Annotated in this window: 18 protein-coding genes; 3 read left to right on the top strand and 15 right to left on the bottom strand. The window is 59.4% G+C overall.

All coding sequences use genetic code 11. From position 1 onward, the window contains the following. Positions 1-172: 172 nt before the first annotated feature. The gene (locus ACVWZJ_RS00250) at positions 173-1639 is read right to left on the bottom strand and encodes a hypothetical protein (RefSeq protein WP_011434306.1); all 1467 of its coding nucleotides are present in this window, start codon (positions 1637-1639) and stop codon (positions 173-175) included. A 247-nt stretch (positions 1640-1886) separates the two neighbouring features. Next, positions 1887-3227, bottom strand: a complete 1341-nt coding sequence (locus ACVWZJ_RS00245) for a hypothetical protein (protein WP_457393842.1) — start codon at positions 3225-3227, stop codon at positions 1887-1889. Between the two features lie 169 nt (positions 3228-3396). Between ACVWZJ_RS00245 and ACVWZJ_RS00240 the strand changes: the two genes are divergently transcribed. Beyond that, the gene (locus ACVWZJ_RS00240; protein WP_457393839.1) at positions 3397-4848 is read left to right on the top strand and encodes a BCD family MFS transporter; all 1452 of its coding nucleotides are present in this window, start codon (positions 3397-3399) and stop codon (positions 4846-4848) included. Here the strand turns inward: ACVWZJ_RS00240 and ACVWZJ_RS00235 are convergent. The 4 genes from ACVWZJ_RS00235 to ACVWZJ_RS00220 all read right to left on the bottom strand — a co-directional run bounded on the left by ACVWZJ_RS00235 (position 4845) and on the right by ACVWZJ_RS00220 (position 7957). Beyond that, positions 4845-5198 carry a DUF6464 family protein gene (locus tag ACVWZJ_RS00235; RefSeq protein ID WP_414341972.1) on the bottom strand — a complete coding sequence of 118 codons (354 nt, stop codon included), beginning with the start codon at positions 5196-5198 and terminating at the stop codon, positions 4845-4847. The genes ACVWZJ_RS00240 and ACVWZJ_RS00235 overlap by 4 nt on opposite strands. 267 nt (positions 5199-5465) lie before the next feature. Beyond that, positions 5466-6968 carry a GTP-binding protein gene (locus tag ACVWZJ_RS00230; RefSeq protein WP_083757669.1) on the bottom strand — a complete coding sequence of 501 codons (1503 nt, stop codon included), beginning with the start codon at positions 6966-6968 and terminating at the stop codon, positions 5466-5468. A 190-nt stretch (positions 6969-7158) separates the two neighbouring features. Then, positions 7159-7338 (bottom strand): hypothetical protein, encoded by a 180-nt coding sequence (locus ACVWZJ_RS00225; RefSeq protein WP_011434300.1) that lies wholly within the window; start codon positions 7336-7338, stop codon positions 7159-7161. A 67-nt stretch (positions 7339-7405) separates the two neighbouring features. Beyond that, positions 7406-7957 carry a fasciclin domain-containing protein gene (locus ACVWZJ_RS00220; RefSeq protein WP_011434299.1) on the bottom strand — a complete coding sequence of 184 codons (552 nt, stop codon included), beginning with the start codon at positions 7955-7957 and terminating at the stop codon, positions 7406-7408. A gap of 159 nt (positions 7958-8116) precedes the next feature. Between ACVWZJ_RS00220 and ACVWZJ_RS00215 the strand changes: the two genes are divergently transcribed. Continuing rightward, positions 8117-9892, top strand: a complete 1776-nt coding sequence (locus ACVWZJ_RS00215; RefSeq protein WP_011434298.1) for a phospholipase D-like domain-containing protein — start codon at positions 8117-8119, stop codon at positions 9890-9892. A 295-nt stretch (positions 9893-10187) separates the two neighbouring features. On the opposite strand, the gene ACVWZJ_RS00210 is transcribed toward ACVWZJ_RS00215, so the two are convergent. After that, entirely contained in the window at positions 10188-11165 is a 978-nt protein-coding gene (locus ACVWZJ_RS00210) for an acetyl-CoA carboxylase carboxyltransferase subunit alpha (RefSeq protein WP_457393834.1), read from the bottom strand. 136 nt (positions 11166-11301) lie between these two features. On the opposite strand from ACVWZJ_RS00210, the gene ACVWZJ_RS00205 reads away from it, so the two are divergent. Further along, on the top strand, positions 11302-11853 hold the full coding sequence (locus ACVWZJ_RS00205) for a hypothetical protein (protein WP_457393831.1): 552 nt from the start codon (positions 11302-11304) through the stop codon (positions 11851-11853). Here ACVWZJ_RS00205 and ACVWZJ_RS00200 read toward each other — a convergent pair. From ACVWZJ_RS00200 to ACVWZJ_RS00165, 8 genes are all read right to left on the bottom strand, one after another. Beyond that, positions 11829-12311 (bottom strand): hypothetical protein, encoded by a 483-nt coding sequence (locus ACVWZJ_RS00200; RefSeq protein WP_011434295.1) that lies wholly within the window; start codon positions 12309-12311, stop codon positions 11829-11831. The two genes, ACVWZJ_RS00205 and ACVWZJ_RS00200, sit on opposite strands and share 25 nt — an antisense overlap. Positions 12312-12314: 3 nt before the next feature. Beyond that, entirely contained in the window at positions 12315-15086 is a 2772-nt protein-coding gene (locus tag ACVWZJ_RS00195) for a hybrid sensor histidine kinase/response regulator (protein ID WP_011434294.1), read from the bottom strand. A gap of 1 nt (position 15087) precedes the next feature. After that, complete coding sequence (locus ACVWZJ_RS00190) at positions 15088-17325, bottom strand: methyl-accepting chemotaxis protein (RefSeq protein ID WP_011434293.1); 2238 nt, start codon at positions 17323-17325, stop codon at positions 15088-15090. 54 nt (positions 17326-17379) lie between these two features. After that, entirely contained in the window at positions 17380-17928 is a 549-nt protein-coding gene (locus ACVWZJ_RS00185) for a chemotaxis protein CheW (protein WP_011430974.1), read from the bottom strand. Positions 17929-18035: 107 nt separating this feature from the next. Beyond that, a complete protein-coding gene (locus tag ACVWZJ_RS00180; RefSeq protein WP_011434291.1) occupies positions 18036-18410 on the bottom strand; it encodes a response regulator in 375 nt (124 codons plus the stop codon). A gap of 47 nt (positions 18411-18457) precedes the next feature. Further along, a complete protein-coding gene (locus tag ACVWZJ_RS00175) occupies positions 18458-19702 on the bottom strand; it encodes a response regulator (RefSeq protein ID WP_457383935.1) in 1245 nt (414 codons plus the stop codon). Positions 19703-20090: 388 nt separating this feature from the next. After that, the gene (locus tag ACVWZJ_RS00170) at positions 20091-20588 is read right to left on the bottom strand and encodes a bis(5'-nucleosyl)-tetraphosphatase (RefSeq protein ID WP_457387331.1); all 498 of its coding nucleotides are present in this window, start codon (positions 20586-20588) and stop codon (positions 20091-20093) included. Positions 20589-20595: 7 nt separating this feature from the next. Then, entirely contained in the window at positions 20596-21831 is a 1236-nt protein-coding gene (locus ACVWZJ_RS00165) for a hypothetical protein (protein ID WP_457393826.1), read from the bottom strand. Position 21832 lies beyond the last annotated feature (1 nt).

Genomic DNA, 21832 nt, shown 5'->3' with positions numbered 1-21832 from the left:
CCACATCTGCTTCACTCCTCCCGAAACTTCAAAGGATCCCGTATTTTTACCGTCTATATGGATACCATCTTCAGGAAGGAATTAAAGGGGCAGCTAAGGTACGCTTAAGAAGACAAGAAGTTACCCCCGCCTGAGTCAAAACTCAGGGGAGAACATGGGCAGGCTTTTTCCCCTAATCCCCCAATTCGGGATCCGGTCGTACCCGCACCCCCATCTGGCGCAGCAGGCGTAAAGAGTTTTCTGGCCCATCGATCATCTGCTGCTCGTTGATCCAGTAGGTGGCAATGCCCAGGTCTTCTAGAAATCGCACATAGGGATCCGGCGGCGGTCCATCGAAAACGGCGGCCTTCTGAACGGAAAAGCCCTGCTCGATCCAGGGGCCGAGGGCAAAGCGCTCGTAGTAGAGCAACTGTCCCACCACTTCCTGCAAAGCCTCTGCCGCATCCTTGTGGTGCAGGAGCTTTACTTCGGCCAAAAGCAGATGCCCGTCCGCCACGGCCAAAAAGTCAAAGGTATGCTGATCCTCCCGGACTTCCAATCCTGCCAGGCGGAACCAGCGGCGAAACTGGTGCAAGATCTCGTTGTGGCGCTCGCTGCGCTCCAACTGACGTCGACGGCGGCGTTCTGCCATCAGCGGGTCTGTCCCGGCGCTGTGAGGGATCCCACTGCTGCGGAACTGGGGCGGCTCATCGGGATCCAAAACCACCTTGCCCCCAGCAGGTTGATGCAGGAGGGGCGGCATCTGGGGCAAGAGTTCTGTGGATCCCCACTCCACCTCTGGCTGCTGAGCCCAGGTAAGCAGGTGTCGATTCAAGGGGTGCTCAGGGTGGGTGTCGAACAACAGGCGCAGTTGAGACTGGCTAAACTGAAAATCCAGACGAAATTGCTCGATGGAGAGGCTGCTCCGCCCCTTTTGCAAAGTTTCTTGGCCAAAGTAAAGCATCACCAAGAGCGGGTAAATCGGCAGCGGACGATGGGAGGGAATGAGCATCGCCCACATGTCATCCGTCCAGTGGGGGAGCAGGATCTCGGCCTGTTTGCCTTTGCCCACCACCTGCAACATTTTGGGGTGTCCCGGCTGCCAGCCACAGGGGTGATCGTCAAAGCCGCAAGTCTGTCGCCCTTGATCCACGCTCAAGGGGTAGCGCCCATCATAAAGGCGGAAAGGACAGAGATCCCGGTCTTCGGCCAAAAAGCGCTCGTCTTGCCACAAGTGGGCCGCCAAGGCATGACAGCCGATCCCTTCCTGGCTGTTGCAGGCTTTGAGCCAGCGCCGTTCCGCCAGTTTCCCGCCCACTTTGCTCGGGGCCAGGGGCCGGATCAAACCGTTTTCCCCCTGGTTGAACAGAGGCCACACCAAAGGCTCGCCGGTTTCGGGCAAGGTCGGTAAAAGAGGGTGGGTTTTGCTGTAAAACGGGTCGCAAATGCGCTGGGCCACTTGCTGCAAGGGCAGTCCGCGAGGGGATCCCACCCAAGGCAGCAGGGATCCCGATCCGGCCTGAGCACGGTGATATTGGATGGCCAGAGCCACCTCTAGCCCTATCGGACGGAGTTCCGGCGTGAGCTGCCGGTAGCGCTGCAGCAGCCGGGAAGCCTGCACAAACAGGTCGTAGCGCCGAACGGGAACTGCGTCAGCCATAGTGTTGCAGGAAAAACTCCCCACTGCCTTGGGCAAGAGCTGGCACAGACAAGCACCATGGCCTCAAGAAATGAGACCTTGGCAACTGTCTCTGCAGACCCTGACCTTGCCGAGGATATCGGGCCGACACCCCCTCCTCTTGGCACCAGGTCAGTTGTCAGTGTAGTAGAGAAACTCTAGGGCGAGAAGATGCTGCCCCTCGCTTGCAGGTTGTGGGAAGAATGCGCAGTAGGCCCTGATACTAGGGTCACCCAGGAAAGGGAAAGGGGCGCTCTGTCTCTGCATCACGGTCGTACTCCGTAGGTCGGCCTGTATCCCCCTGAATCACCAAGCTGCCCACATAGTCGGCCTCTCGATAGACGCGGGCAATTTGATGGTGGATTTGGGCCATGTCTTCAGCAGAGACCACGCCATTGTCGGTGGCTATGTAGAACTGGACCGTGACCCGAATGGGAAAGCGGGGATCCCGCTCGATGTCCAGGTTGTTGATCTCGGTGAAGGGGCCTTCCACCGGCCCATGTCCAATGACAGCGGCTTCTACATTGCTGAGGCCGGCCAGGTCGGCTGCGGGTCCGAAAAACTTGACAGAGATATCCTCAACTTCCCTTCGCGGCGGCTGCCGCTGATGAAGAGGCACTTGGATCAGCATCACCAGGTTCAGGGCTTCTTCTGCTACTTCCGCCGAATGGGGATCTCTGGGGGTTGGGTTGGCGGCTTGCTCGGCCCGAAAATCGCTGAGGCGCTGCCCGGTGAGGCTGGCCCGTTCACCATTTTGGTTGAAGAAAAGGCGCTGGCCCCAAATAGCTTCGCCCACCTTATCTACCTTATCTTCAGTGCGGTTCTCGATCACCGTAATGCTGGTGCCCTCGCGGGTGGCCAAAATGGCCAGTACGGCTGGGTTACCGGGATAGGATTGGTAGTTGAACAACACCGGGTTGAATTGAGCGGATCCCCCGGCAGGGATGGGCAAAAAGGCAGCTTGGGCGCTCACCAACACATGGCTATCCCGTGGAGCCAGCAGGGAGTTCCGGTTGCCGGCCCAAGAGCCGGGATCATGTAAGTAGCGGCGCAGATTCCCCAGCAGCTCTCGCAACGACACGGGTTGCAAGGGCTTTCCTTTTTCATTGCCCACCAGCACCTGTAGGCTGTCGAGGGGCAGGTCGGCAGACAGATCGGCAAAGTTGGGGTAGCGGATCACCGGCATCAAGCTCAGCTCGTAGTGACCCGTTCTGGGGTTGAGCTGGTGTACCTGGATGGTCATGTCGCTGATGTTGGGGCCAAGGGCAGATCCCTTGTGGCGTCCGGTATCTTCCCAGGTGATGTTGACGATATCCAGCCCATACTGCTTTGCCAAGGCTCGCGCTTGCGGATCCCAGGTCATGGAGATCGTCCGGTCGATGACCTGCCTGTAGGCCAAGTACTCTGCCCACTCTGAAGGCGAGGGGGAAGAAAGGGACTGGTGGAGGGGAAAATCCATAGGGGTTGCCTGCGAGGTGGACACCATCAGTGTAGGGACGAGGGCTGCTCCGGCCAGGGAAATGCCCACCCAGCTCAGTGAACTCAGCAGCCAGGGGATGGGGGCGCGCATAGCAATATTCCTGAGGATTGGAAATTGGGGGACTATACCCTGACAATAGCTCCCAAAAGGGGAGAGGACGTGGCGGTTTCGCTTTTGGCAACCCCATGCTTTTGCCGGGATCCCAGGCTGCCTGGGCTACGATAAAAAGCTGTAGCACCCTTTCGAATCATTCCAGATCATGGCCAGTATTCGCCGGGATCCCGAGGTCAACGCTTCTGTAACTTCAACTTCTCCAGAGCCTCAGGTGCAGGTTCAGTCTTTGCCGCTGCATGTCATGTTCCGCCTGGGCCTGTTTCAAATGGGCTTGGGAATGATGTCGCTGCTCACTCTGGGAGTGCTGAACCGCGTCATGATCGACACGGATCTGCTGGCCATCCCGGCAACGGTGGTGGGGGGATCCCTGGCCATGCACCAGTTGGTCTCCCCGGCTCGGGTTTGGTTTGGGCAGCTCTCGGATGCCAAGCCCCTGTTTGGCTTGCATCGCACCGGCTATGTGCGCCTGGGATCAGTGCTATTTGCCGTTTGTATCTTCCTGGGGGTGCAGGTGGTGTGGGGTTTGGGGGATAGCTTTGCGGCTACGGGCTGGTCTGGAGCCACCTATGGCTGGATAGGCTTGGCCTGTTTGATGTTTGCCCTTTATGGTCTCTGCCTCAGCGCCTGCTCCACACCTTTTGCGGCTCTGCTGGTGGATGTGTCAGAGGAGGACAACCGCTCTAAGTTGGTGGGGATCGTCTGGTCTATGTTGATGGTGGGGATTGCCGGCGGGGCCATTGGCTCGGCAGTTCTGCTGCGGGGCTTGGATCCGGACAACCTGCAGAGCACCATTAATCGCCTCTTCGTCATCATTCCAGCCGTGGTGATCCTGCTGGGGGTGATCGCCACCTGGGGGGTGGAAAAGCGCTATTCCCGCTACGGATCCCGTTCCACCCTGGCCGGACGGGAAGACCAAATCACCCTTGGCACGGCCATCAAGGTGCTGACCGCCAGCCGCCAAACCCTGATCTTTTTCGGCTTCTTGGTGTTGATGACCATGGGCCTGTTTATCCAACAGCCGATCCTAGAACCCTACGGCGGCGAGGTGTTTGGCATGACGGTGGCCCAGAGCACCCAGCTCAATGCCTTTTGGAGCCTGGGTATTTTGGCAGGGATTGTGCTGACCGGATTTTTCATCGTGCCCAAGCTGGGCAAACAGACAACGGCCCGTCTGGGCTGTCTGCTGGTGGCCATCTCTTTTGGGCTGACCATTGCCTCAGGGTTTACAGGCAATCCACGGCTGCTGCAGCTGTGTATGATCCTGTTTGGCTTGGCTTCTGGGATCACCACCAATGGCGCCATTACCCTCATGTTGGATTTGACGGCAGCGGAGACGGCAGGCACCTTTATCGGGGCTTGGGGACTGGCCCAGGCCATGTCCCAGGCAGTTTCCACCTTGCTCGGCGGGGCTTTGCTCGATCTGGGGCGCATTCTCTTCCCCACTTCTTCAGTGCTTGCCTATGCCACCGTCTTTGGGGTGGAGGCAGCGGTGATGTTGCTGGCCGTGTATTTGCTGGGACGGGTGAGCGTGGCCGAGTTTCGCGAAAAGACCAACCGTGCGCTGACCCAGGTGTTGGCTCTGGAGCTGGAGGGCTAGCAACGCGGGGCCGACTCGTAGTGGGGGCAGCCCTGACAGGGCCCGCTGGGGTTGACGGCACAACGCAGCAAGGGCGAGTGAGCATTAAACCGACAGGAGGGATCCCCCAGGCAATTCCCTGCTTCCTGCGGTGGGTTTACCGAACGCACCAAGGCGCGGATCCCACACAGGTGGTATTTGCCTTGCCGGAGCCGGTAGGAATGACGCTTTTCCAGAACTAGGTAGTGCTGCTCTGCCAGTTGGACGTAGGTGCCCGGATGGGGACTGCTCTCCCAAGGGCATTCTTCCACCACCTCTCCCGAATCCGCGTCGATCCACTGAATGGGCAAGGTCGGGTTGATGGAAGACATAAGGCGCAAACGGAGCCAGTTTAGGGCAGCAGACTACAAAATGATGGACTGGGCTTGACTTGTGATTAACAAATTGTGCAACTTTTTCCGGCAACACTGAGTATGGCTGGTACAAATGTTCTCTCTTGTGTGACCTGGAGCCTGCTAATCTACAGAACTTCTACAAAGTTAAGTTAGAAAAAGCTGTACTCAGTGTAATGGATTTTCTGCGGCGGGCGGAGAACGGGATAGGTTGGGCCTGTGGCGGCGAAAAGACGGATGCTTGGACTAGCTGTTGGAATGGGCTTGGCGGGCCAGTTGGGTGAGAAAGGCCAGAGGATGACGGTTTTGGAGCTGCTGCCTAATCCGCTCTTGCAGGATTTCCTCTTGCCAGGGATCCCCAGAGGACAGCCACTCTAGGTAACTGAGCCCCGCCACCCGTGTCAGATAGGCCCCCGTCACTGCCTGCAGGGGGATCCCCATAACCATCAAGGGGCTGGCCTTGAGCAGAGAGCCCAAAGCCTGAGTGGCCAGCTCCAGCCCCCCCAGTTGCACCACCATTTGCGCCAAACTCTGGGCGATTTGCTGGGCCCGGCGTAAGGTAATGCGTCGGTCAAACACCTGGTGCAGTTCCCCAATCATGCGCGCCTGAATGGCTACTCCTGCCAGCACATCCAAAGCAGGAAGAGGGTTTGCCGCCAGGGCAGCAGCGGTGGCCCACTGCATCCGTTCCACGATCTGGCGACCCTGTTGGCGACGTTCTTCTTGGAGGGCCTGCTGGACGGCTTCGCTGAGAGTTCGGGTTTGCAACAAGGCATTGGCCAAGCGCAGGTGGGATCCCTTCTGCTGCAGCAGGTGAGCCATTTGTTGAATGAGGGCCTCTGTCTCGGGGGGCTGCGGCTCCCAAGTTTCCCACACAGAGCCATCTTCGGAGTAGTAGCGAACCTTGAGGGGCTCTGGATCAGCGGCGATGGCCACCACCTGTTCGGCAGGGATAACACCGGCGGTGCGTCGGCGCAAATGGGCCAAGATGGTCTCTACATCCTCCGGCAGCATCTGATCGGTTTTGTTGAGGGCCAGGATGGCGGATTTGCCCAGCCGGGCCAACTCCAGCATTTCGGCATACTCCGAAGCCAGCAGGTCTCCGGCCACCACCAAGATCAGCAGATCCGCCTTCTGGGCCAGGGCGCGGGCTTCCGCTTCACCTGCTCCCCCAATCGTCAGCAGCCCAGGTGTGTCGGTAAGGGAAATGGGGCCGTTCCAGCCCTCCAATTGGTAGGTGTGGATGGATCCCTGCTGGGTGGTGCCCAGGGTGGGGGCTGTTTCGCCCACTGGTCGGCCCATCAAGGCATTGATCAACGAGGTCTTGCCGGCGGAACTGGTGCCGAACACCACCAGATGCAATTCCTCCTGGTTAAGCCGCTGATTGATCTCTTGCAGCTTGGCACGCAGGGCACGGCGACTGATGTCATTCTGCAGCTTCTGGATCAGGCGATCGGCATCTTCCAGATCGGCTTGCACCTGATTCCGAGTTAACTTAACCCGCCGCAGCGGTTGTGTCCGCTGGTTTGGAGTACTTTGCCGTCGGCCAGCCTGCTGCCACCAATGGCGCGCTGCCAGACCTGCTGCTGCTGTCCCTCCCAGGATCCCGGCCACTGCCAGATCCGCCAGCGGCAACGAATGGGGGGCGATAAAGCTATAGATCCCGCTAACCCATTGCAGATATTGGCTCAGGGCCGCCAAACCCAGCCCTGCCCACAACCACACCCAAGTGGAGCGCGACAGCACCATCCCAACCCACAGCCTGCCCAAATCTTCAAATCAAGCAACCCAAAATTGCTGAGCCATCCGAGTCGCTTCTCCAGCATAGGGCTTGCTGTAGCTGAGCATACAGTTTTGTCGAGAGCTTTTTTGTCGAGAGCTTTGCTGAGAAGTAGCTGAGCAAGAGACCAGAGAAGGGAGCGGGGAGTCAAAAACACCCTCAGCTCAACCGGCCAAATGAGCCAGGGATCCCCTCTCCCAAAATCGCCGGCGGCTCCAGTGGTGCCGGCAAAAATTGGCCGCCGCGATAGTCCAATAGCTGCACCAGCAGCAAGTAGCCCACCCCCAGAGCAATGGCCAGGATCCCTGTAACGATTGCTACCCACTTAGGCCGCTCCACGCTGAATCTCCCCAATAAAGTGCTGGATCTCGATGCTTCTATGATGCCCGAAGTGGTGGCCCAATTCCTAACGCGGCGGGATCAAGACGGTGTCGATGACGTGGATGATGCCGTTGGAAGCTTGAATATCCGCGGCGATCACGTTGGCGTTGTTGATGCGAATCCGTCCGCCCTCAAGAAGCGTGACGGTGACGGGGGATCCCTGCAAAGTCGTTACCTGCTGGCCGGATCTGAGGGCACTGGAAGGAGCCAAGCCAGGAACCACGTGGTAAGTGAGAATGCGCACCAGCTCTGCCCGGTTCTCAGGTCGCAGCAAAGATTCCACCGTGCCAGGGGGCAAAGCGGCAAAAGCAGCATTGGTGGGAGCGAATACCGTGAAGGGACCTTCCCGCTGCAAAGTCCCCACCAAGCCCGCTGCCTGCAGGGCCGTCACCAAGGTACTGAAGTCGGGGTTGGCGGCGGCAACGGCGACGAGGTTGGGCAGCGGCGTAGGGCTGGGAGAGAGAGTTGGGGTAGGCGTCGGCGGGGCAATGGCCGTATCGCTGCTGGAACTGGCACAGCCTACCAAGGCTAAGCAAGCAGCCGCCGTCAGCCCAAGGGTGAGGGCTTTGTAGTTCATAACAAAAGTTAATACTCTAAAACATTTGTCATCATCTTAGGGGTAGCAGCCGCTCTCGCACGGTTAGCTGTAGAGCAGAGCAGGGATCGCCTTCGCGTAGAAGTGGCTGCGATAAAGTTCAGTATCCTGGGGGTGTGATTGCTGGAGAGGAGAAAGGCCATGAACGGGATCCCGTCGTGGTTGCGGCAACTCCGCCGCTGGCTGCCCTGGGTTGCTCTGCTTCTCATTCTGGTCTTGATCGGCTACTGGGTCGGCCCTCGGCCCAGACCCTACCCCCAAGAGCAGGAGCTGCCCACCCTTGCCCCTCTGCCGCAGCACCCCCGCATTCGGGTGGAGTTCAACCAAAGCCGGGAGAGCACCTATCGGGATCCCTACCGCCAGATCCGCCGCTACGGCTACAACCTGGAAGAGTTGATCATTTCCCAGATTCGCTCCGCTCGTCAGTCGGTGGATATTGCCGTGCAAGAGCTGAACCTACCGCTCATTGCCCAAGCCCTAGTGGAGCGACGACAGGCCGGGATCCCGGTGCGTTTTATTACTGAAAACACCTACGTGCGAGCCTGGCACCAACTCACCCCTGACCAAGTGCGGGCGCTGGACGAGCGCAGCCGTCGCAAGTTCGAGGAGTACCGCAACCTGGTGGATGTGAACCGCGATGGACGGTTTTCTCCCGAGGAGATTGCCAGCCGAGATGTGTACGCCTTGCTGGATGGAGGCCAGGTGCCCTGGCTGGATGATACCGCCGATGGCTCCAAGGGCAGCGGCCTGATGCACCACAAATTTGTGGTGATCGACGGGCAGAAAGTCTTGACCGGCTCGGCCAATTTCACCCTCTCTGATATTCACGGGGACTTTGATGCGCCTGGCAGTGTCGGCAATGCCAACCATCTGCTGCTGCTGGACAGCCCGGAGCTGGCCCGCCTCTACACCGAGGAATTCGATCTCATGTGGGGCGATGGCCCCGGTGGCTTGACCGATAGCCGCTTCGGCGTGCAGAAGCTCAAGCGTTCCCTGGAAACGGTGTACATTGACGATGCCATTGTGGGGGTTCACTTTTCTCCTGCCAGTCGCTCCCTGCCCTACGAAGCCACCTCCAACGGCATTATTGCCGCCACCCTGGCCCAAGCCCGGCAACAGGTGGATCTGGCTCTGTTCGTCTTTACGGATCCGGGCATTGCCAACCAACTCAGGCAACTGCGCCAGGAGCGCAACGTAGAAATCCGCGGGGTGTTCGACCCTGGTTTTGCCTTCCGGGACTACAGCCGCACCCTGGAGATGTGGGGGCTGTTGCTCCCCGACGAAAAGTGCCAGGTGGAGGCGGCGCGCCTGCCCTGGACGCTGCCGGCCCAGTCTGTAGGCATACCCAACCTCGCCCCCGGCGATAAGCTGCACCATAAGTTTGCCATCATCGATCCCGGCACTCCTCAGGCCACGGTGATCACCGGATCCAACAACTGGTCGGTCTCGGCCAACCACCTCAACGACGAAAACTTCCTGATCATCCGCAATGGCCGAGTGGTGGATCACTTTGTGCGGGAGTTCGACCGGCTCATTGCCGATGCCCGCTTTGGCCCCAGCCGCCGCCTGCAACAACAGGCAGAAGAGGCGTCCCGTCGCTGCCCCAACCCCGTCCCCGTTGCCGCTTCCTTGCCTGAACCGGAGCCGGAGCTGCTGGAAGTCGAGGTCGTTCTTCCTCCTGAGGCGGGATCCCCTTCCCCGTCGGTTGCTTTTCCGGTGGCGTCTCCTGGGGGATCCCCTCGCGTTAACCTGAATACGGCCACGGCGGCGGAGCTGGAACAGTTGCCCGGCATTGGCCCCGCCCTGGCGCAGCGCATTATCGAGGCCCGCCCCTTCTCCTCTTTGGAGGATCTGCAACGGGTCAATGGCATTGGCCCAGCCCGGATTGAGCAGCTGCGGGATCGGGTAACCTGGTAGGAGTTAGCCCCCTCTTGGTCAGGTTGAGGGCGCGGAGTGCTTTCGGAAGTTCATCCCAGAGCAGCTCCTAAAGGGCCTCTCCCCTCGAATAAACCCCAAATTAAACCCCAAATATAGTCATTTCAGTTCAAACCAGGACACTGCACCCACGCCTAAAATGTTGGTCGCATCGGCGTTGCAGAGCAATAATGCAGGGGGCCAAAAGGCTTTTCAAGGACTCCGTCCCGCTGGCGCGATCAATGGCCCAGGTGTCTCACCCTAATCTGAAACGACTATAAATCAGGGATGCATAAGTCTATTCAGAAAGCTCCAGAAACGCTCCCATGCGGCGAAACTTTTGGTAGCGCTCCTCGCGCAATTCTCGCCCGCTCAGGCTAGAAAGTTCCTTGAGATGCCTGAGAAGAGCCTCTTTGAGGGTTTGAGCAGCTTCCAAGGGCGCGCGGTGGGCGCCGCCAACCGGCTCTGGCAGGATCTCGTCGATCACCTCCAGTTGCAGCAGGTCTTGGGCGGTAATGCGCAGGGCTGCCGCCGCTTGGGGAGCCTTCTTGGCATCCTTCCAGAGAATAGCCGCGCAGCCTTCCGGCGAGATCACGGAGTAGACGGCGTGCTCGAACATCAGGATGCGGTTGCCCACCCCAATGGCCAATGCTCCGCCGGATCCCCCTTCGCCGATGACGGTGCAGATGATGGGGATCTCCAGCCGGAAAAGGGTCTGCAGGTTGGTGGCAATGGCCTCTCCTTGGCCCTCAGCTTCCGCCTTGACGCCTGGGTAAGCCCCCGGCGTATCGATGAAGGTGAGCAGGGGCAGGCCGAAGCGGTGGGCATGTTCCATTAGCCGCATGGCTTTGCGGTAGCCGGCGGGATTGGGCATCCCAAAGTTGCGGTGGATATTGTCTTTGGTGTCGCGACCCTTTTGGTGGCCTAGGATCATCACCGGCTGCTCCCCTAGCTTGGCCAACCCGCCCACAATGGCTGGATCGTCCTGGCCGTGGCGATCCCCGTGCAGCTCAAACCAGTCGTCACAGATGGTCTGTACGTAATCCAGGGTGGTGGGGCGGCGGGGGTGACGGGCCACCTGGAGCCGTTCTACTGGCGTGAGCTGGCTGAAGATCTCGCGGCGCAGCTCTTCGGCTTTGGCTTCCAATTGGCGAATCTGCTCAGAAGCATCGATGTCGTTTTCTTCTGCCAAGGCCCGAATTTCTTGAATTCGTTGTTCTAGGGCGGCGACAGGCTGCTCAAACTCCAGCAGTAGGCGGTCGTTGGACTTGGTCATGACCGGTTGGCTAAATTTCGGGGGCGTGCTGTGCCTGGCAGAGGCTGCACAGATTTCGGGGTCAGGCTTTGATCTTCTCACATGTAGATCCCGTAGGCTAGAGGGAGCAATCCCCCTACTGCCCAAGAGGGATCCCTTGTCTGCTTCTGTCTCTTCTCCCCCTTCACCCCTTCCCCCCTGGCTGCGCTGGGGGGTGGTGGGATCCGTCGTTTTGGCCATCGCAGGGGGCGCCTTTTGGCACTACGGGCGGCCTGAGCGACAAATCCGCGTCCACACGGAGAGATTGCTGCGGGCGGTGGAGCAGCGCAACTGGGATCAGGTGGAGATGTTGGTATCTGAGGCCTATAGCGATGGTTGGGGCCTGAACAAGCAGCGGGCGCTGGCCTACAGCCGCGAGATCTTCGGCCAATTTTTTCGCTTGCGCCTCCAACCCCAAGCGCTGCAGGTGCAGCTCGACCTAGGGGATCCCAGTCGCCAAGGACAGGCCACTCTCTGGTTTGTGATCGAGGGCTCCGGCGGCCCCTTGGCCAACCTGACGCGAGATCAGGTGAATGCGCTGGAGCAACCCTTCCAATTGAATTGGCAGCGACGGGGTGGGGAGCCCTTTCGCTGGGAGCTAACCCGCGTGGAGAATCTAGAGCTGCAACTGCCCCTTCTCCCTTCTCAAGAACAGGCAGGCCAGAGATGAGGGTCGAACACCAACAGGGGGAGCTGACCTTCAACTGGCGGGATCCACTGCACAATACCCCGTTGGCGGGCCTGAGCTGCATAGCGGCTGGGGAGAGGCTGCAACTGGGAAGAGGGCAGACGGCGCAGGAGGGGCTGAGTGGGAATGGGCAGAGCCCCTGTTTCTGGGTTGTCGATCTGGTCGGACAATCCGTCCTCAGAACTGCCTGGCTGCAACAGAATAACCCCTTCCGGTTGAAAAGGGATCCCTCGGCCCAGCAACAAACGACCGGTATCCAAAAGCTGGGGGCCGCCCTCCTGAGCAAGCTGAAACTCTGCCCAGCTAAAAACTCGCCGCGCCCGATCAACAGGGAGGCCGAAGCAGTAGGAGCCCAGTTGGAAAGTAATCAAGGTCTGCCGGTTTCTCAGTTGTTCTTGCCGAGCCAGACGACGCAGGCGCAGAGGGGAAAGCAGGGGCATGGACTACCTCGCCATCAAAACGCCGGTGGAAGGTGCCGAAGAGGCTGGTTGCAGCAGTTGCCGCAGCTTTTGGATCAGCTCCTGTTCCTGGAAGGGCTTGGAGAGGTAGGCGCTGGCTCCCAGCCGCTGGGCCAGTTGGCGGTGTTTCTCGCCACTGCGGGAGGTGAGCATGACCACGGGAAGCTGGTCATACAGGGGGTGGGCACGAATCTGGGCCAGCAAGCCAAAGCCATCCAGCCGCGGCATTTCAATGTCGGTAATCACCGCTCGGATGGGAATTCCTCTCTGCAAGTGCTCGAGGGCCTCTTGTCCGTCGCGAGCCTGTTCAACCCGGAACCCTGCTCTTTCTAGGGTCATGGCCAAGAAGCGGCGCACGTTGACCGAATCTTCCACCACCAGCAGGGTGGGCTGGGCGGCAAACCTGGGCTGGGGAAGGGGATCCCTTGCCGACTGACAGGGCTGATCCCGCTGGGCGAGCAGCCAGCTCAAGAGGGCAGGCGGATCCACGAAAAGAGCGATTCGCCCATCGGCCAAAACCGTACAGCCGGAGAATCCCGACGGCAGAGGCAGACCTCCCTCCACCGGGCGCAGAGTTACCTCTTGCTCCCGCCAAAAGCGATCCACCAACAGGCCATAGGGCCGGTTGTCTTCTACCACCAGCAGCACCACAGGTCGGTCGAGAAGGGGGGTCTCGTCAATTTCCCGGCGAGGCTGCCAGCGCGCGAAGCGAAACCAGTGGCCCACAGGAATTAAAGGGATCTGCTCCCCTTCCCAGAGAAAGGAATCGGCAGGCAACTGCGGGGGGATAAGCAATTCTTCCACTGCGTTGGCCGGAAAAGCCAACATCAACCCCTGGCATTCTGTCAGCAGCACGCGGGTGACGCTCAAAGAAACGGGCAGAGTGAGGGTAAACAGCGTGCCCCGTCCCGGCCAAGATTCCACCTGCACCTGGCCGCCAATTCGTTGCAGGTTGGTGCGTACCACGTCTAGACCCACTCCCCGTCCAGATAGCTCGCTGACTCGCTCGGCGGTGCTGAAGCCCGGCTGGAAGATCAACTCCAGCAGCTCCTGGGAGCTGGCCTCAGCCAGGTCGGCAGCGGAAAACCCTATCTGCAAGGCGCGGGCCCGGATTTTATCCAGACAGATCCCTGCCCCATCGTCTCGCACCGTGATCAGAGTGCGGTTGCCCCGTTGGCTGGCGGCAATTTCGATGAGGCCCTTGGCCGGCTTGCCCTGGGCCAGGCGGGTGTCTGGAGCCTCGATGCCGTGGTCAAAGGCGTTGCGCACCAAGTGCAACAAGGGATCCGCCAAGGCCTCCAAAATCGAGCGCTCGATTAGGGTGGATCCCCCCAAGACCCGCAGCTCCACGGGCTTGCCATGGGCTAAGCTCAGCTCCCGCAGCGCTCTGGGGAAGCGATCCGTCAAATCCGATAGAGGCTGCATGCGCACCTGGTCGAGACGGGTTTGCATTTGCCTGGAGAGGCGGCTGAGCTGGCGGGCGCTGCCTTCGGTCTCCTGCAGGGTGGTGTCGATATCGTGGGTTACCTCATCAATTTGCACAACGGTTTCCATCACCTCTTGGGTCAGCAGGTGCATCTCTCCATAGCGATCCATCTCCAAGAGGTCAAAGGTATCGGCCAAGGTCAGGCCGGGATCCCCTTCTTTTTTCAAGAGCACAGAAGCAGGCACGGTGGCAGCGACGCGGTCGTAGCTGCTGCGCAGGCGGCTGTTGGTTTCTTCTAGAGTGCGAACCCGCCGTTTGAACAAGCTGACCAGCTCCCGCAGCCGTTGCAGGCGACTGTTTAAGCGGTTGCGCTCCCCTATGAGCTCTCCCAACAGCTCCCCCAACTGTTCCAGAGGGCGAGCCGGCACCCGTAGCATCTCGGCAGCGCTTTTGGCCCCGGCTGGAATCGAATCCGGCAGCTCGGTGGCTCCTGCCATTGCAGGGGGAGGGGCTTCTGGCGGGGGGGAAACTGGAGGCTCTGCCGGATCCCAGGAGCTGGGGAGAAGAGCGACCTGACCGACCAGCACCAGGGCCTGCGAGCGTCGCCAAGCTTGTAAAGCCGCCTGAGCAACGGGCAACACCTGCTCCTTGGCGTTTGGCGGCAGCGTCTCCAGAGCTTGGACTACTGAGCCGCACAGGGTGGCAAAGGCAGGCAGATCCAACATTTCCCCCAGCGCCCCCAGCTCTTGGGCAGCAATGAGAAACTCCTCCCGCAAACAGGGCTGCTCGGGGTGGGCCAGCACACCTTCCAACCGCTGCAGACAGGCCTCCACCTCGGTTGCAAACAGCAGCACCCGCATATCGCCCCCGGCCTCTGCTGCCAGGACTTGGACGTTGTCCTCAGGCTGCAACTCTCCCAACTGCTCTCGCAATTGATCGAAAAGAGGCTGCACCCGCTCTGCCAGCCAAGATTCGTCCAAAAGCCGCTGCTGGCGGTGCTGCTGGGCTATTTGGCGCATGCAATCCAACGCCGCCAAGAGGTTGCGCTCCACTGCGGGGTCGGCTTTTTGGGGATCCACCTGCAAGATCTTGAAACCATCTTCCAGGCGATGGGCCAAGTCGCTAAGCACCGGAAAGCCCATCATGGCCGCCCCGCCCTTGATGGAATGAGCAGCCCGCAGCAAGCGATCCAAACGGGGGCGATCCAAACTCTGGGATCCCAGGCCCAACACCCCTGCCTCCAGGGTGTCGAGGTAAGCCTGGGCTTCGTCCAAAAACTGCAGCCTAACCTGCCACTCGCGTGGGTCGAGGGAAGTGGGATTCGGCCCCATGCTAAACCGCCTCCCCCACCTTGAAGGTGGACACAGAAGTCTGCAACTGACGGGCAACCGCCACCGTAGCCTGGAGAGAGTTGGCCACCTGCTGCGAGGCTGCCGCCGTCTGGGCGGCAATGTTGGCGATTTGCTGCATCAACTGGCGCACCGTTTGAGATGCATCTGCCTGGGCATCAGTGGAGCGGGCAATGGCCTGAAAGAGCTGGTTCACCTGCCGCGAGACTTCCACAATTTGTCCCAGGCTCTGCTTGGCTGCTTCCACCAAGCGGGTTCCCTCCACCACCTGGCCGGTGCTGGTTTCCATCGCCTGTACCACCTCGCCGGTTTCCCGTTGGATCCCTTCCACAATGCGCTCGATCTCGCGGGTGGCTTCTGCCGACTGGGCCGCCAGTGCCCCGACTTCCTCGGCGACCACCGCAAAACCTCGCCCTTCTTCGCCGGCACGGGCTGCCTCGATACTGGCGTTCACCGCCAAGAGGTTGGTTTTCAGCGCAATCTGGTTGATCAAGGACACCACCTTGGAAATCTGCTGGGAAGATTCCCCCAGCCGCTTCACCTTCTTGGCCGTTTCGGCCACCGTTTCCCGCAGTTGCAGGATGTTTTGCACTGTGCGATCCATAGTCAAGCTGCTGTTGATGGCCGTGGCGGCGGCAGATTCGGCAACGGTGGCGGCCTGTTGGGCTTTATCGGCTACCTCCTCGATTGAGAGCGTCATTTGCTCGACAGAGCGCAAGGTCTCTTCGATTTGGGTGGCCTGTCGGAGAGCGGCTTCGGCCAACTCGCGAATGGCTGCCTCGTCACGACCAATGGATTGGTTGACTTGACCGGCGGCCTGCTGCACTTGAATCACGATGTCGCGTAAGCTCTCGATAATGACGTTGAAAAAGTCCGCCATGATGCCAACTTGTCCGGCTGTTAGCTGCGCCCGCACCGTGAGATCCCCCCGCGAGGCTTCTGTGACCTCGCTGATAAGCTGCAGCAGCTCTCTTTGCAGCGCTTCCGACCGCTCCCGTTCCTGGGCGGCCACGGCTTTTTGCTCCAGCGCCCCCAGGTTACCCAAAGCTTGACCCAGGCGGTTGGCCAGCTCTGCCAAGGTTTTCTGTTCTTCGTCAGACCAGCTCTGGCTTTGGGCGCGGCCTATTGCCAAAAAACCGTAAAGCTCATCGCCACGCACCACCGGCGCTATCATCTCGGCTTTCAGTTGGGCTGTGGCCAGCCTCTGCAGGTAGTCGGCGCCCAGATCTGGCCTAGGCACCGGGCCAAAAGCGTAAACTTGCCCGCCGTGGAGAGCCTGCTGGATCGGAGCCGGGATCCTGCGGAGGAGGGTGCCCAAGGTGTCGGGCAGGCGGCTGTCGTGAGATTCAGCGATAACCTGCGCCTCTTCGGGAGCGGTCAAGCGATAGAAGGCCACTCGTTCGGCACCGAAGCGCTGGCGCATCTCGCCCAACAAGTCAGTTAGGGGATCGATCAGCTCTTGCTCTTGGCGAATCCGGGCAATATCGGCAAACCGCTGGGCCAGTCGGGTGTCGGAAACCTGTCGCTCGTAGGTGGCGTTGCGTTCCCGCACAAAGTTGCGCACCAGGATCAAAATGATCCCCCAGCTCAGCAGCAGAATCGGGAAGCTGATGCCGGAAAAGATCAAAGCCTGCAGCAGATTTTGCTCGTAAAGCTGGACGCTGGCCTGAATGTTGCTGCGAATGGCCTCCAGGGTTTGGTTGATCCCTTCGGCGTAGATGCGCTTTTGCTCTTCGTACTCAGGGCTGTGCAGCAAGTTGAAAGCCCGTTCCTGCTCGCCGGCCCGAATCAGATCAAAAGCCTGCACTTCCCACTCCACCAGCTTGATGTTGGCTGCTGTGGTTTTGGCTGCATAGGCTTCGTAAGAGGCGGGATCCAATTGCTGAATCTCCGCCAGCACCTCATCCAACTGAGGGACATGGATGTTGTAGCGCTCTTCCCAGGACAGATCCCCGCTGGCAGCGGCCATGCGGGCAGACATGGTCAAGACTTCATCCAAATAGATCACCTGATCGCTCAGGTTTTGCAGGGTGAACTGCCGCGAGATCGCCGGCTTGAACTCGAAATAGGTGCGGGCTACGCTGCCGGCAGAGACGGCAAACAGCAGGGAGCTGATGCCCAGAGGAAAACTGATTGCCAGGGCCAGGCGGGATCCCGCGACTTTGCGTTGGGGCCGGGAAGATGGAGCAGGCCTGAGAAAGAGGGGACGGAAGGAAACCATAGAATTTTGCCTTTAAGTGAGGGTAAGTCGGGGAAAAGGTCGCCAAGATCAAGATCAAGGGTTTGCCGAGGAATCAACTGAGTTGAGCTTTTGGACAATGGCAAGAGGGTCGAGCACCCAGAGAGGCTCATCCCCTTCCAACACCAGCCCTTTGCAAGAGTCGTAGAAGTTCTCCAGTCGAAAGTTGTTTTGTGCTGCCTGGGCTTTTGTTAAGGGTTGGATCTCCTCGGCGGGCACTCGAGCTACTCCTTTCACGTGTTGGGTTGCCAGGCCCAAGCCTGTTCGCACTGGCGATGCAGAGCCCCCAAATTCTGGGCGCATCACCACCAAGTGGTGTTCGGGCTGCCCAAAGTCCAAGGGCTCTAGGCCGAGAAATTGCGGCAGATCCAGTCCCCAGAGAATGCGATTGCGATAGTTGAACAAGCCCAGCACCCATGCGGGCTGGTTGGGGAGAAGGGTAAAGTGGTGCGGGCCAACAATTAGAGCTTCCTGGGCAAATGCCATGGGCAAAAGGGCCCGACAGTCTACCCCCAACTGTAGATGTAAGTACAGCTCGCCGGTACGGGTAGAAGTAGGGCTGTGTGGGGAGAAAGCTACCGCCATTGCCGTTCTCGCTCTGCCAATTCTAAGACATCTCCTAAGAACAATTCGTGATAATCACAGGGATCCTAACTGGAGGCGCAGCTCAGCAAGGACAGGAGTGGCAAAAATCATGAGCTCGGGCTGAGCACTACTGATTTCACGGCCCGCAAAATGTCTTCGCGGGTAAAAGGCTTGGTCAGATAAAGATCGATCCCTTGCTTCATGCCCCAGAGTTTGTCCAGCTCTTGATTTTTAGAAGTACAGGCCACAACGGGCAACTTTTGGGTTTCCGGGTTTTTCTTGATTTGGCGGCACAATTCCAGCCCGCTCATGCCTTCCATGACCAAGTCCGTCAGCACCACATCGGGTTTGTCGTTGCGGATCTGCTGCAATGCCTCTTGGGCGTTGGCCACCGCTACCACCTGATAGCCTTCTGAGCGGAGGTAATCGCTGATGAGCTGTCGCTCCGAGGCCACATCTTCCACCACAAGAACTTTCACCATGATCGACATCTCCTTACCTCTTTTTCGACGAACCTTTAGAGGGATCCCTAGCTGAGATAGCGAAACACCATCTGCAGCAATTCTTCCTGCCGAAAGGGCTTGGTCAGGTAATCGGTGGCACCGGCCAGGCGCGCCTTCACCCGATCGATCAGACCTTTGTGGCCTGTGACCATCACCACCGGCACATCCTTTAACACGGAGGATTTGCGGATGAGGCTGCACAATTGGTAGCCATCCACGTTGGGCATACCCACGTCCAGCAGGATCAAATCTGGCTTGAGGGTGGTCAGCTTCATCAGGGCTTTCAAAGAGTCGCTGATGGCGTGAATGACCAGGTTGTGCCCTTCCAACAACCGCTGCAACTCGCTGAGCATGGCTTCGCTGTCGTCAATACAGGCCACAATCCAGGTTTTCGAGGCTTGGGGAGATGGGCCTAGATCTGCAAGCCCGTTGGCCAGGTGAAGAGGGACGGTGGGAGTTTCTGAGGGCTGTGATTCTGTCTCAAGCTTGGCCGAGTAGGTTTTGGGCAGCCGATCAAAGGGGGGCTGGGGATCCCGCAGGACAAGGATACCGGCTTTGACCAGAGGATGTAGGCGGCGAGCGATCTGGAGGTCGTCTTGATCGAGAAGGGCGCTCAACTGGCGGAAGCTAAACCCCTTCAGTAACCGGCCTAGCCGTTCCTGTTGCTCGGCGGGAAGGCGTTCTGCCTGGGCCCGGCTGGCAAAGTAGGGCCGTTGGTAGGGGGAGGTGATCTCAGGCCCCAAAGATTGCCATGCCCGTAGCCGCTTTTGGATCAGGTCGAGCAGGGATCCCCCATCCCACTGGCCCAGGGTGGGCACGTTGTCCAGTGGGATGATCTCCTGCTGAAAGCCCCCTGGAACCAGCAACAGATTTTGCAGCACCTCCTCGCCGATCCAAGCATTCAACCTGCGCGCAGCTTCCCAAGGCAGCAGTTGCTCCGTTACCATCCAACTCAGCCCCAGAAGGTCTGCAGGTAGAGGCCCAGTCTCCTGAGCCAATAGCGCCTCCACCTGCCGATGGATGCGTAGGCAATTTTGGCGAGTCAGAGAAAAGACTTGATGGCTGAGCCGACGCAGGTGGCGATCCAAGCGCTCCAAGGGCTCCAAGCTGTGGTGAGCAAACCCCAGGCGACCTTGGTGAAACACCAATGACCAAGTGCCCAGCCCCTCCCCTTTGTCCAAGGCACTGAAATACCGAACAACTCCTGTGAAGCTGACCTCTGCGTTCAGCAGATGGGCCGAGACTTCTGTACAGACGGGGGGACAGTTCATGGGTCGAGAGGACGTGCTCGGACAATTTCCTGCGCTGAGGTTGATGACACGACTGAAGTCTTAGCTACCCCACAAGCCGGTGAAAAAATGCTTTCCAGAATACAGTTCAAGCCCAGCCCTGACCCAGACGAGATCTTTAGATGAGCCAAGCCCAACAAGACGGCCAAGGCTGCACGAACTCAAAGGCAGTTTCAGCGTTCAATCCGTATTCAGAAAAACTCTCCTCCTGGGGAGATCGATGACTATTGCTCATCAGCCAATCTCTAAAGGTGAAGGCTAGCCCTCAGATTGTCTGCTGGCTTTCTTACTCGGGAACTTCCCACGGAAAGCCTGCAGGACAAGATAATAAAGGTAACCCCGATAAACCTCTTCCGTAAAAATACGGAACTTAGGTCTTCTCCAATTTCCAAAGCTGCTCCAGGTGGGCTTGGCAGCGGCGCAGCAGTTGCCGACTTTCTTCAAAGCTGATCTGCTCCAAGGCTTCGGGGTAGGAGCACCAGCGGTAGGCGGCCACCTCCTCCGGTTGCACCTGCAGGGCCGGAGGAGGAAATTGGGGCGGCAACAAGGCCACGTAGTAGGTAACGGTTTTGGCCACTCGGTTCCCCTCGGGATCCGTAAAGGTGTAGGCTTCCTGCAGCGTCAGAGGGTCAGGCTGGCCGGGCAGGGTTAGGAGCTGGTAGTCGGTCAAGCCGGTTTCCTCTCGCAATTCTCGCTGTGCCGCCTCCAGGTCGCTTTCGGAGCCATCCTTGTGCCCTTTTGGGAAAGCCCAATGCCCCTTCTGGTGCTGGATGAGCAGATACAAATGCGAAGAGCCGGGTCCGGGAGCTTCCTGGGCGGGTGGGTGGGGCAGGATGGGGATCACCCCATAGGCAGCATCTATCAGCATTGGGGAGCTAATCTCCAAAGAGTTTGATGGCTGGCGGCTTAGGAGCGAAGACCTCGTTGGGATCCACCTGCGGGCGCTCTACCCCCTGCAGGGGCGAGAGGGGGCGACCGGTGTCGAATTGGAAGAGATAGATGGGCAACTGGCCATTCCCCAGAGGCAAAAGAGCTAAAGTATCGATTTGGGTCAGGGCGTTGCGGCTGGTGGGTCGGGTTAGGTTGAAAGCAACGATTCGGTCTTCCAAGGAATTGTCCGGGCTGGAGCGCCGGCCCAGGCCAATGCTGAACTGCTGGTTGCCCTGCTCATCCACTCCCAAGGCCCGCACATCTCCCAACTCCGCTTGAGGAGCGCTCCCCGGCAGGCCGGCTACCACCGGCGGCGCATCCACCGGCGGCTGCGAAGGCAAAAAGCGCAACTGCGTCCCTTCTGGCAAAATGCGGTAGTCCTGGTAGTCATGCTGGATGGACAGGGATCCCCTGAACACGCGGCGGTTCAGGCCCTCCAGGGTCCAAAAGCCATAGCCCAAATTGATGCGGGTGCTCTCCGGCAGCCAGTAGCGCTCCCCTCCCTCGGGAGCTGGCACCGCCGTAAACCCCATCAGGACATAGGCCTGCCCCCACACCCCCGACAAAAACAGCAACACCTGCCGCGGCAGCCCCGACTGCGGATCCAGCCACAGCTCCCGCAACTGGCCTTCCTGAATGGGCTCTAGGCGCAAGTGTTGGACAGGGGATCCAGCCAAATCCACCCGTTCTGAGGAGAGGACGCGGTAGCGGCTGGGATCCGCCTTCAAGTAAAAGCTCACCGAGGGCAAGAGGGCTTCCGGTCGGCTCACATACACCGAGTACAGCTGCAGCAGATCCGACTGGTTCACCACTTCCAATTGGCGCGAATCCAAGAGGCGGATGCGATCCCCTTCGGCTACCCAAGCCTGCCAACTGCCGTCGCGGCGGTAGAGCACATCCAACGTGGCTGTGAAGGTTTGGGATCCCTCCACCCGCACCTGCTGGCGATATTGCAAGTTGGGCAAAGGGGGCAATTGCTCTAGAGCGGCGTTGTAGCGCTCCAGCCAAGCTTGGGGATCCTGCTTAGGGCTGGCAAGAGAAGAGGGAGCCGATTGGGCCACGGCTGGATCCCCTGACGGCAGACCGACCAGTCCCGTTGCCAGGAACACCACCCCGCCGAGATAGCCCCAGCCTCGAAGGGATCCCTGCCACTTCCTAAATTGGGAGGGTTCAGGGAACATC

This window comes from Thermostichus sp. OS-CIW-29 (assembly GCF_054058195.1).
Note: the sequence above shows the minus strand (reverse complement) of the source record. Positions and strands in the feature narration are given on the sequence as shown.

Excerpts from the sequence above, each read along its gene's own strand:
- ACVWZJ_RS00170 (WP_457387331.1), bottom strand. The coding sequence starts at position 20,588 with ATGCTGATAGATGCTGCCTATGGGGTGATCCCCATCCTGCCCCACCCA.
- ACVWZJ_RS00185 (WP_011430974.1), bottom strand. The coding sequence starts at position 17,928 with ATGGCGGTAGCTTTCTCCCCACACAGCCCTACTTCTACCCGTACCGGC.
- ACVWZJ_RS00210 (WP_457393834.1), bottom strand. The coding sequence starts at position 11,165 with ATGACCAAGTCCAACGACCGCCTACTGCTGGAGTTTGAGCAGCCTGTC.
- ACVWZJ_RS00190 (WP_011434293.1), bottom strand. The coding sequence starts at position 17,325 with ATGGTTTCCTTCCGTCCCCTCTTTCTCAGGCCTGCTCCATCTTCCCGG.
- ACVWZJ_RS00165 (WP_457393826.1), bottom strand. The coding sequence starts at position 21,831 with ATGTTCCCTGAACCCTCCCAATTTAGGAAGTGGCAGGGATCCCTTCGA.
- ACVWZJ_RS00235 (WP_414341972.1), bottom strand. The coding sequence starts at position 5,198 with ATGTCTTCCATCAACCCGACCTTGCCCATTCAGTGGATCGACGCGGAT.
- ACVWZJ_RS00200 (WP_011434295.1), bottom strand. The coding sequence starts at position 12,311 with ATGCCCCTGCTTTCCCCTCTGCGCCTGCGTCGTCTGGCTCGGCAAGAA.
- ACVWZJ_RS00240 (WP_457393839.1), top strand. The coding sequence starts at position 3,397 with ATGGCCAGTATTCGCCGGGATCCCGAGGTCAACGCTTCTGTAACTTCA.
- ACVWZJ_RS00195 (WP_011434294.1), bottom strand. The coding sequence starts at position 15,086 with ATGGGGCCGAATCCCACTTCCCTCGACCCACGCGAGTGGCAGGTTAGG.
- ACVWZJ_RS00245 (WP_457393842.1), bottom strand. The coding sequence starts at position 3,227 with ATGCGCGCCCCCATCCCCTGGCTGCTGAGTTCACTGAGCTGGGTGGGC.
- ACVWZJ_RS00175 (WP_457383935.1), bottom strand. The coding sequence starts at position 19,702 with ATGAACTGTCCCCCCGTCTGTACAGAAGTCTCGGCCCATCTGCTGAAC.
- ACVWZJ_RS00180 (WP_011434291.1), bottom strand. The coding sequence starts at position 18,410 with ATGGTGAAAGTTCTTGTGGTGGAAGATGTGGCCTCGGAGCGACAGCTC.
- ACVWZJ_RS00230 (WP_083757669.1), bottom strand. The coding sequence starts at position 6,968 with ATGGTGCTGTCGCGCTCCACTTGGGTGTGGTTGTGGGCAGGGCTGGGT.
- ACVWZJ_RS00250 (WP_011434306.1), bottom strand. The coding sequence starts at position 1,639 with ATGGCTGACGCAGTTCCCGTTCGGCGCTACGACCTGTTTGTGCAGGCT.
- ACVWZJ_RS00220 (WP_011434299.1), bottom strand. The coding sequence starts at position 7,957 with ATGAACTACAAAGCCCTCACCCTTGGGCTGACGGCGGCTGCTTGCTTA.
- ACVWZJ_RS00215 (WP_011434298.1), top strand. The coding sequence starts at position 8,117 with ATGAACGGGATCCCGTCGTGGTTGCGGCAACTCCGCCGCTGGCTGCCC.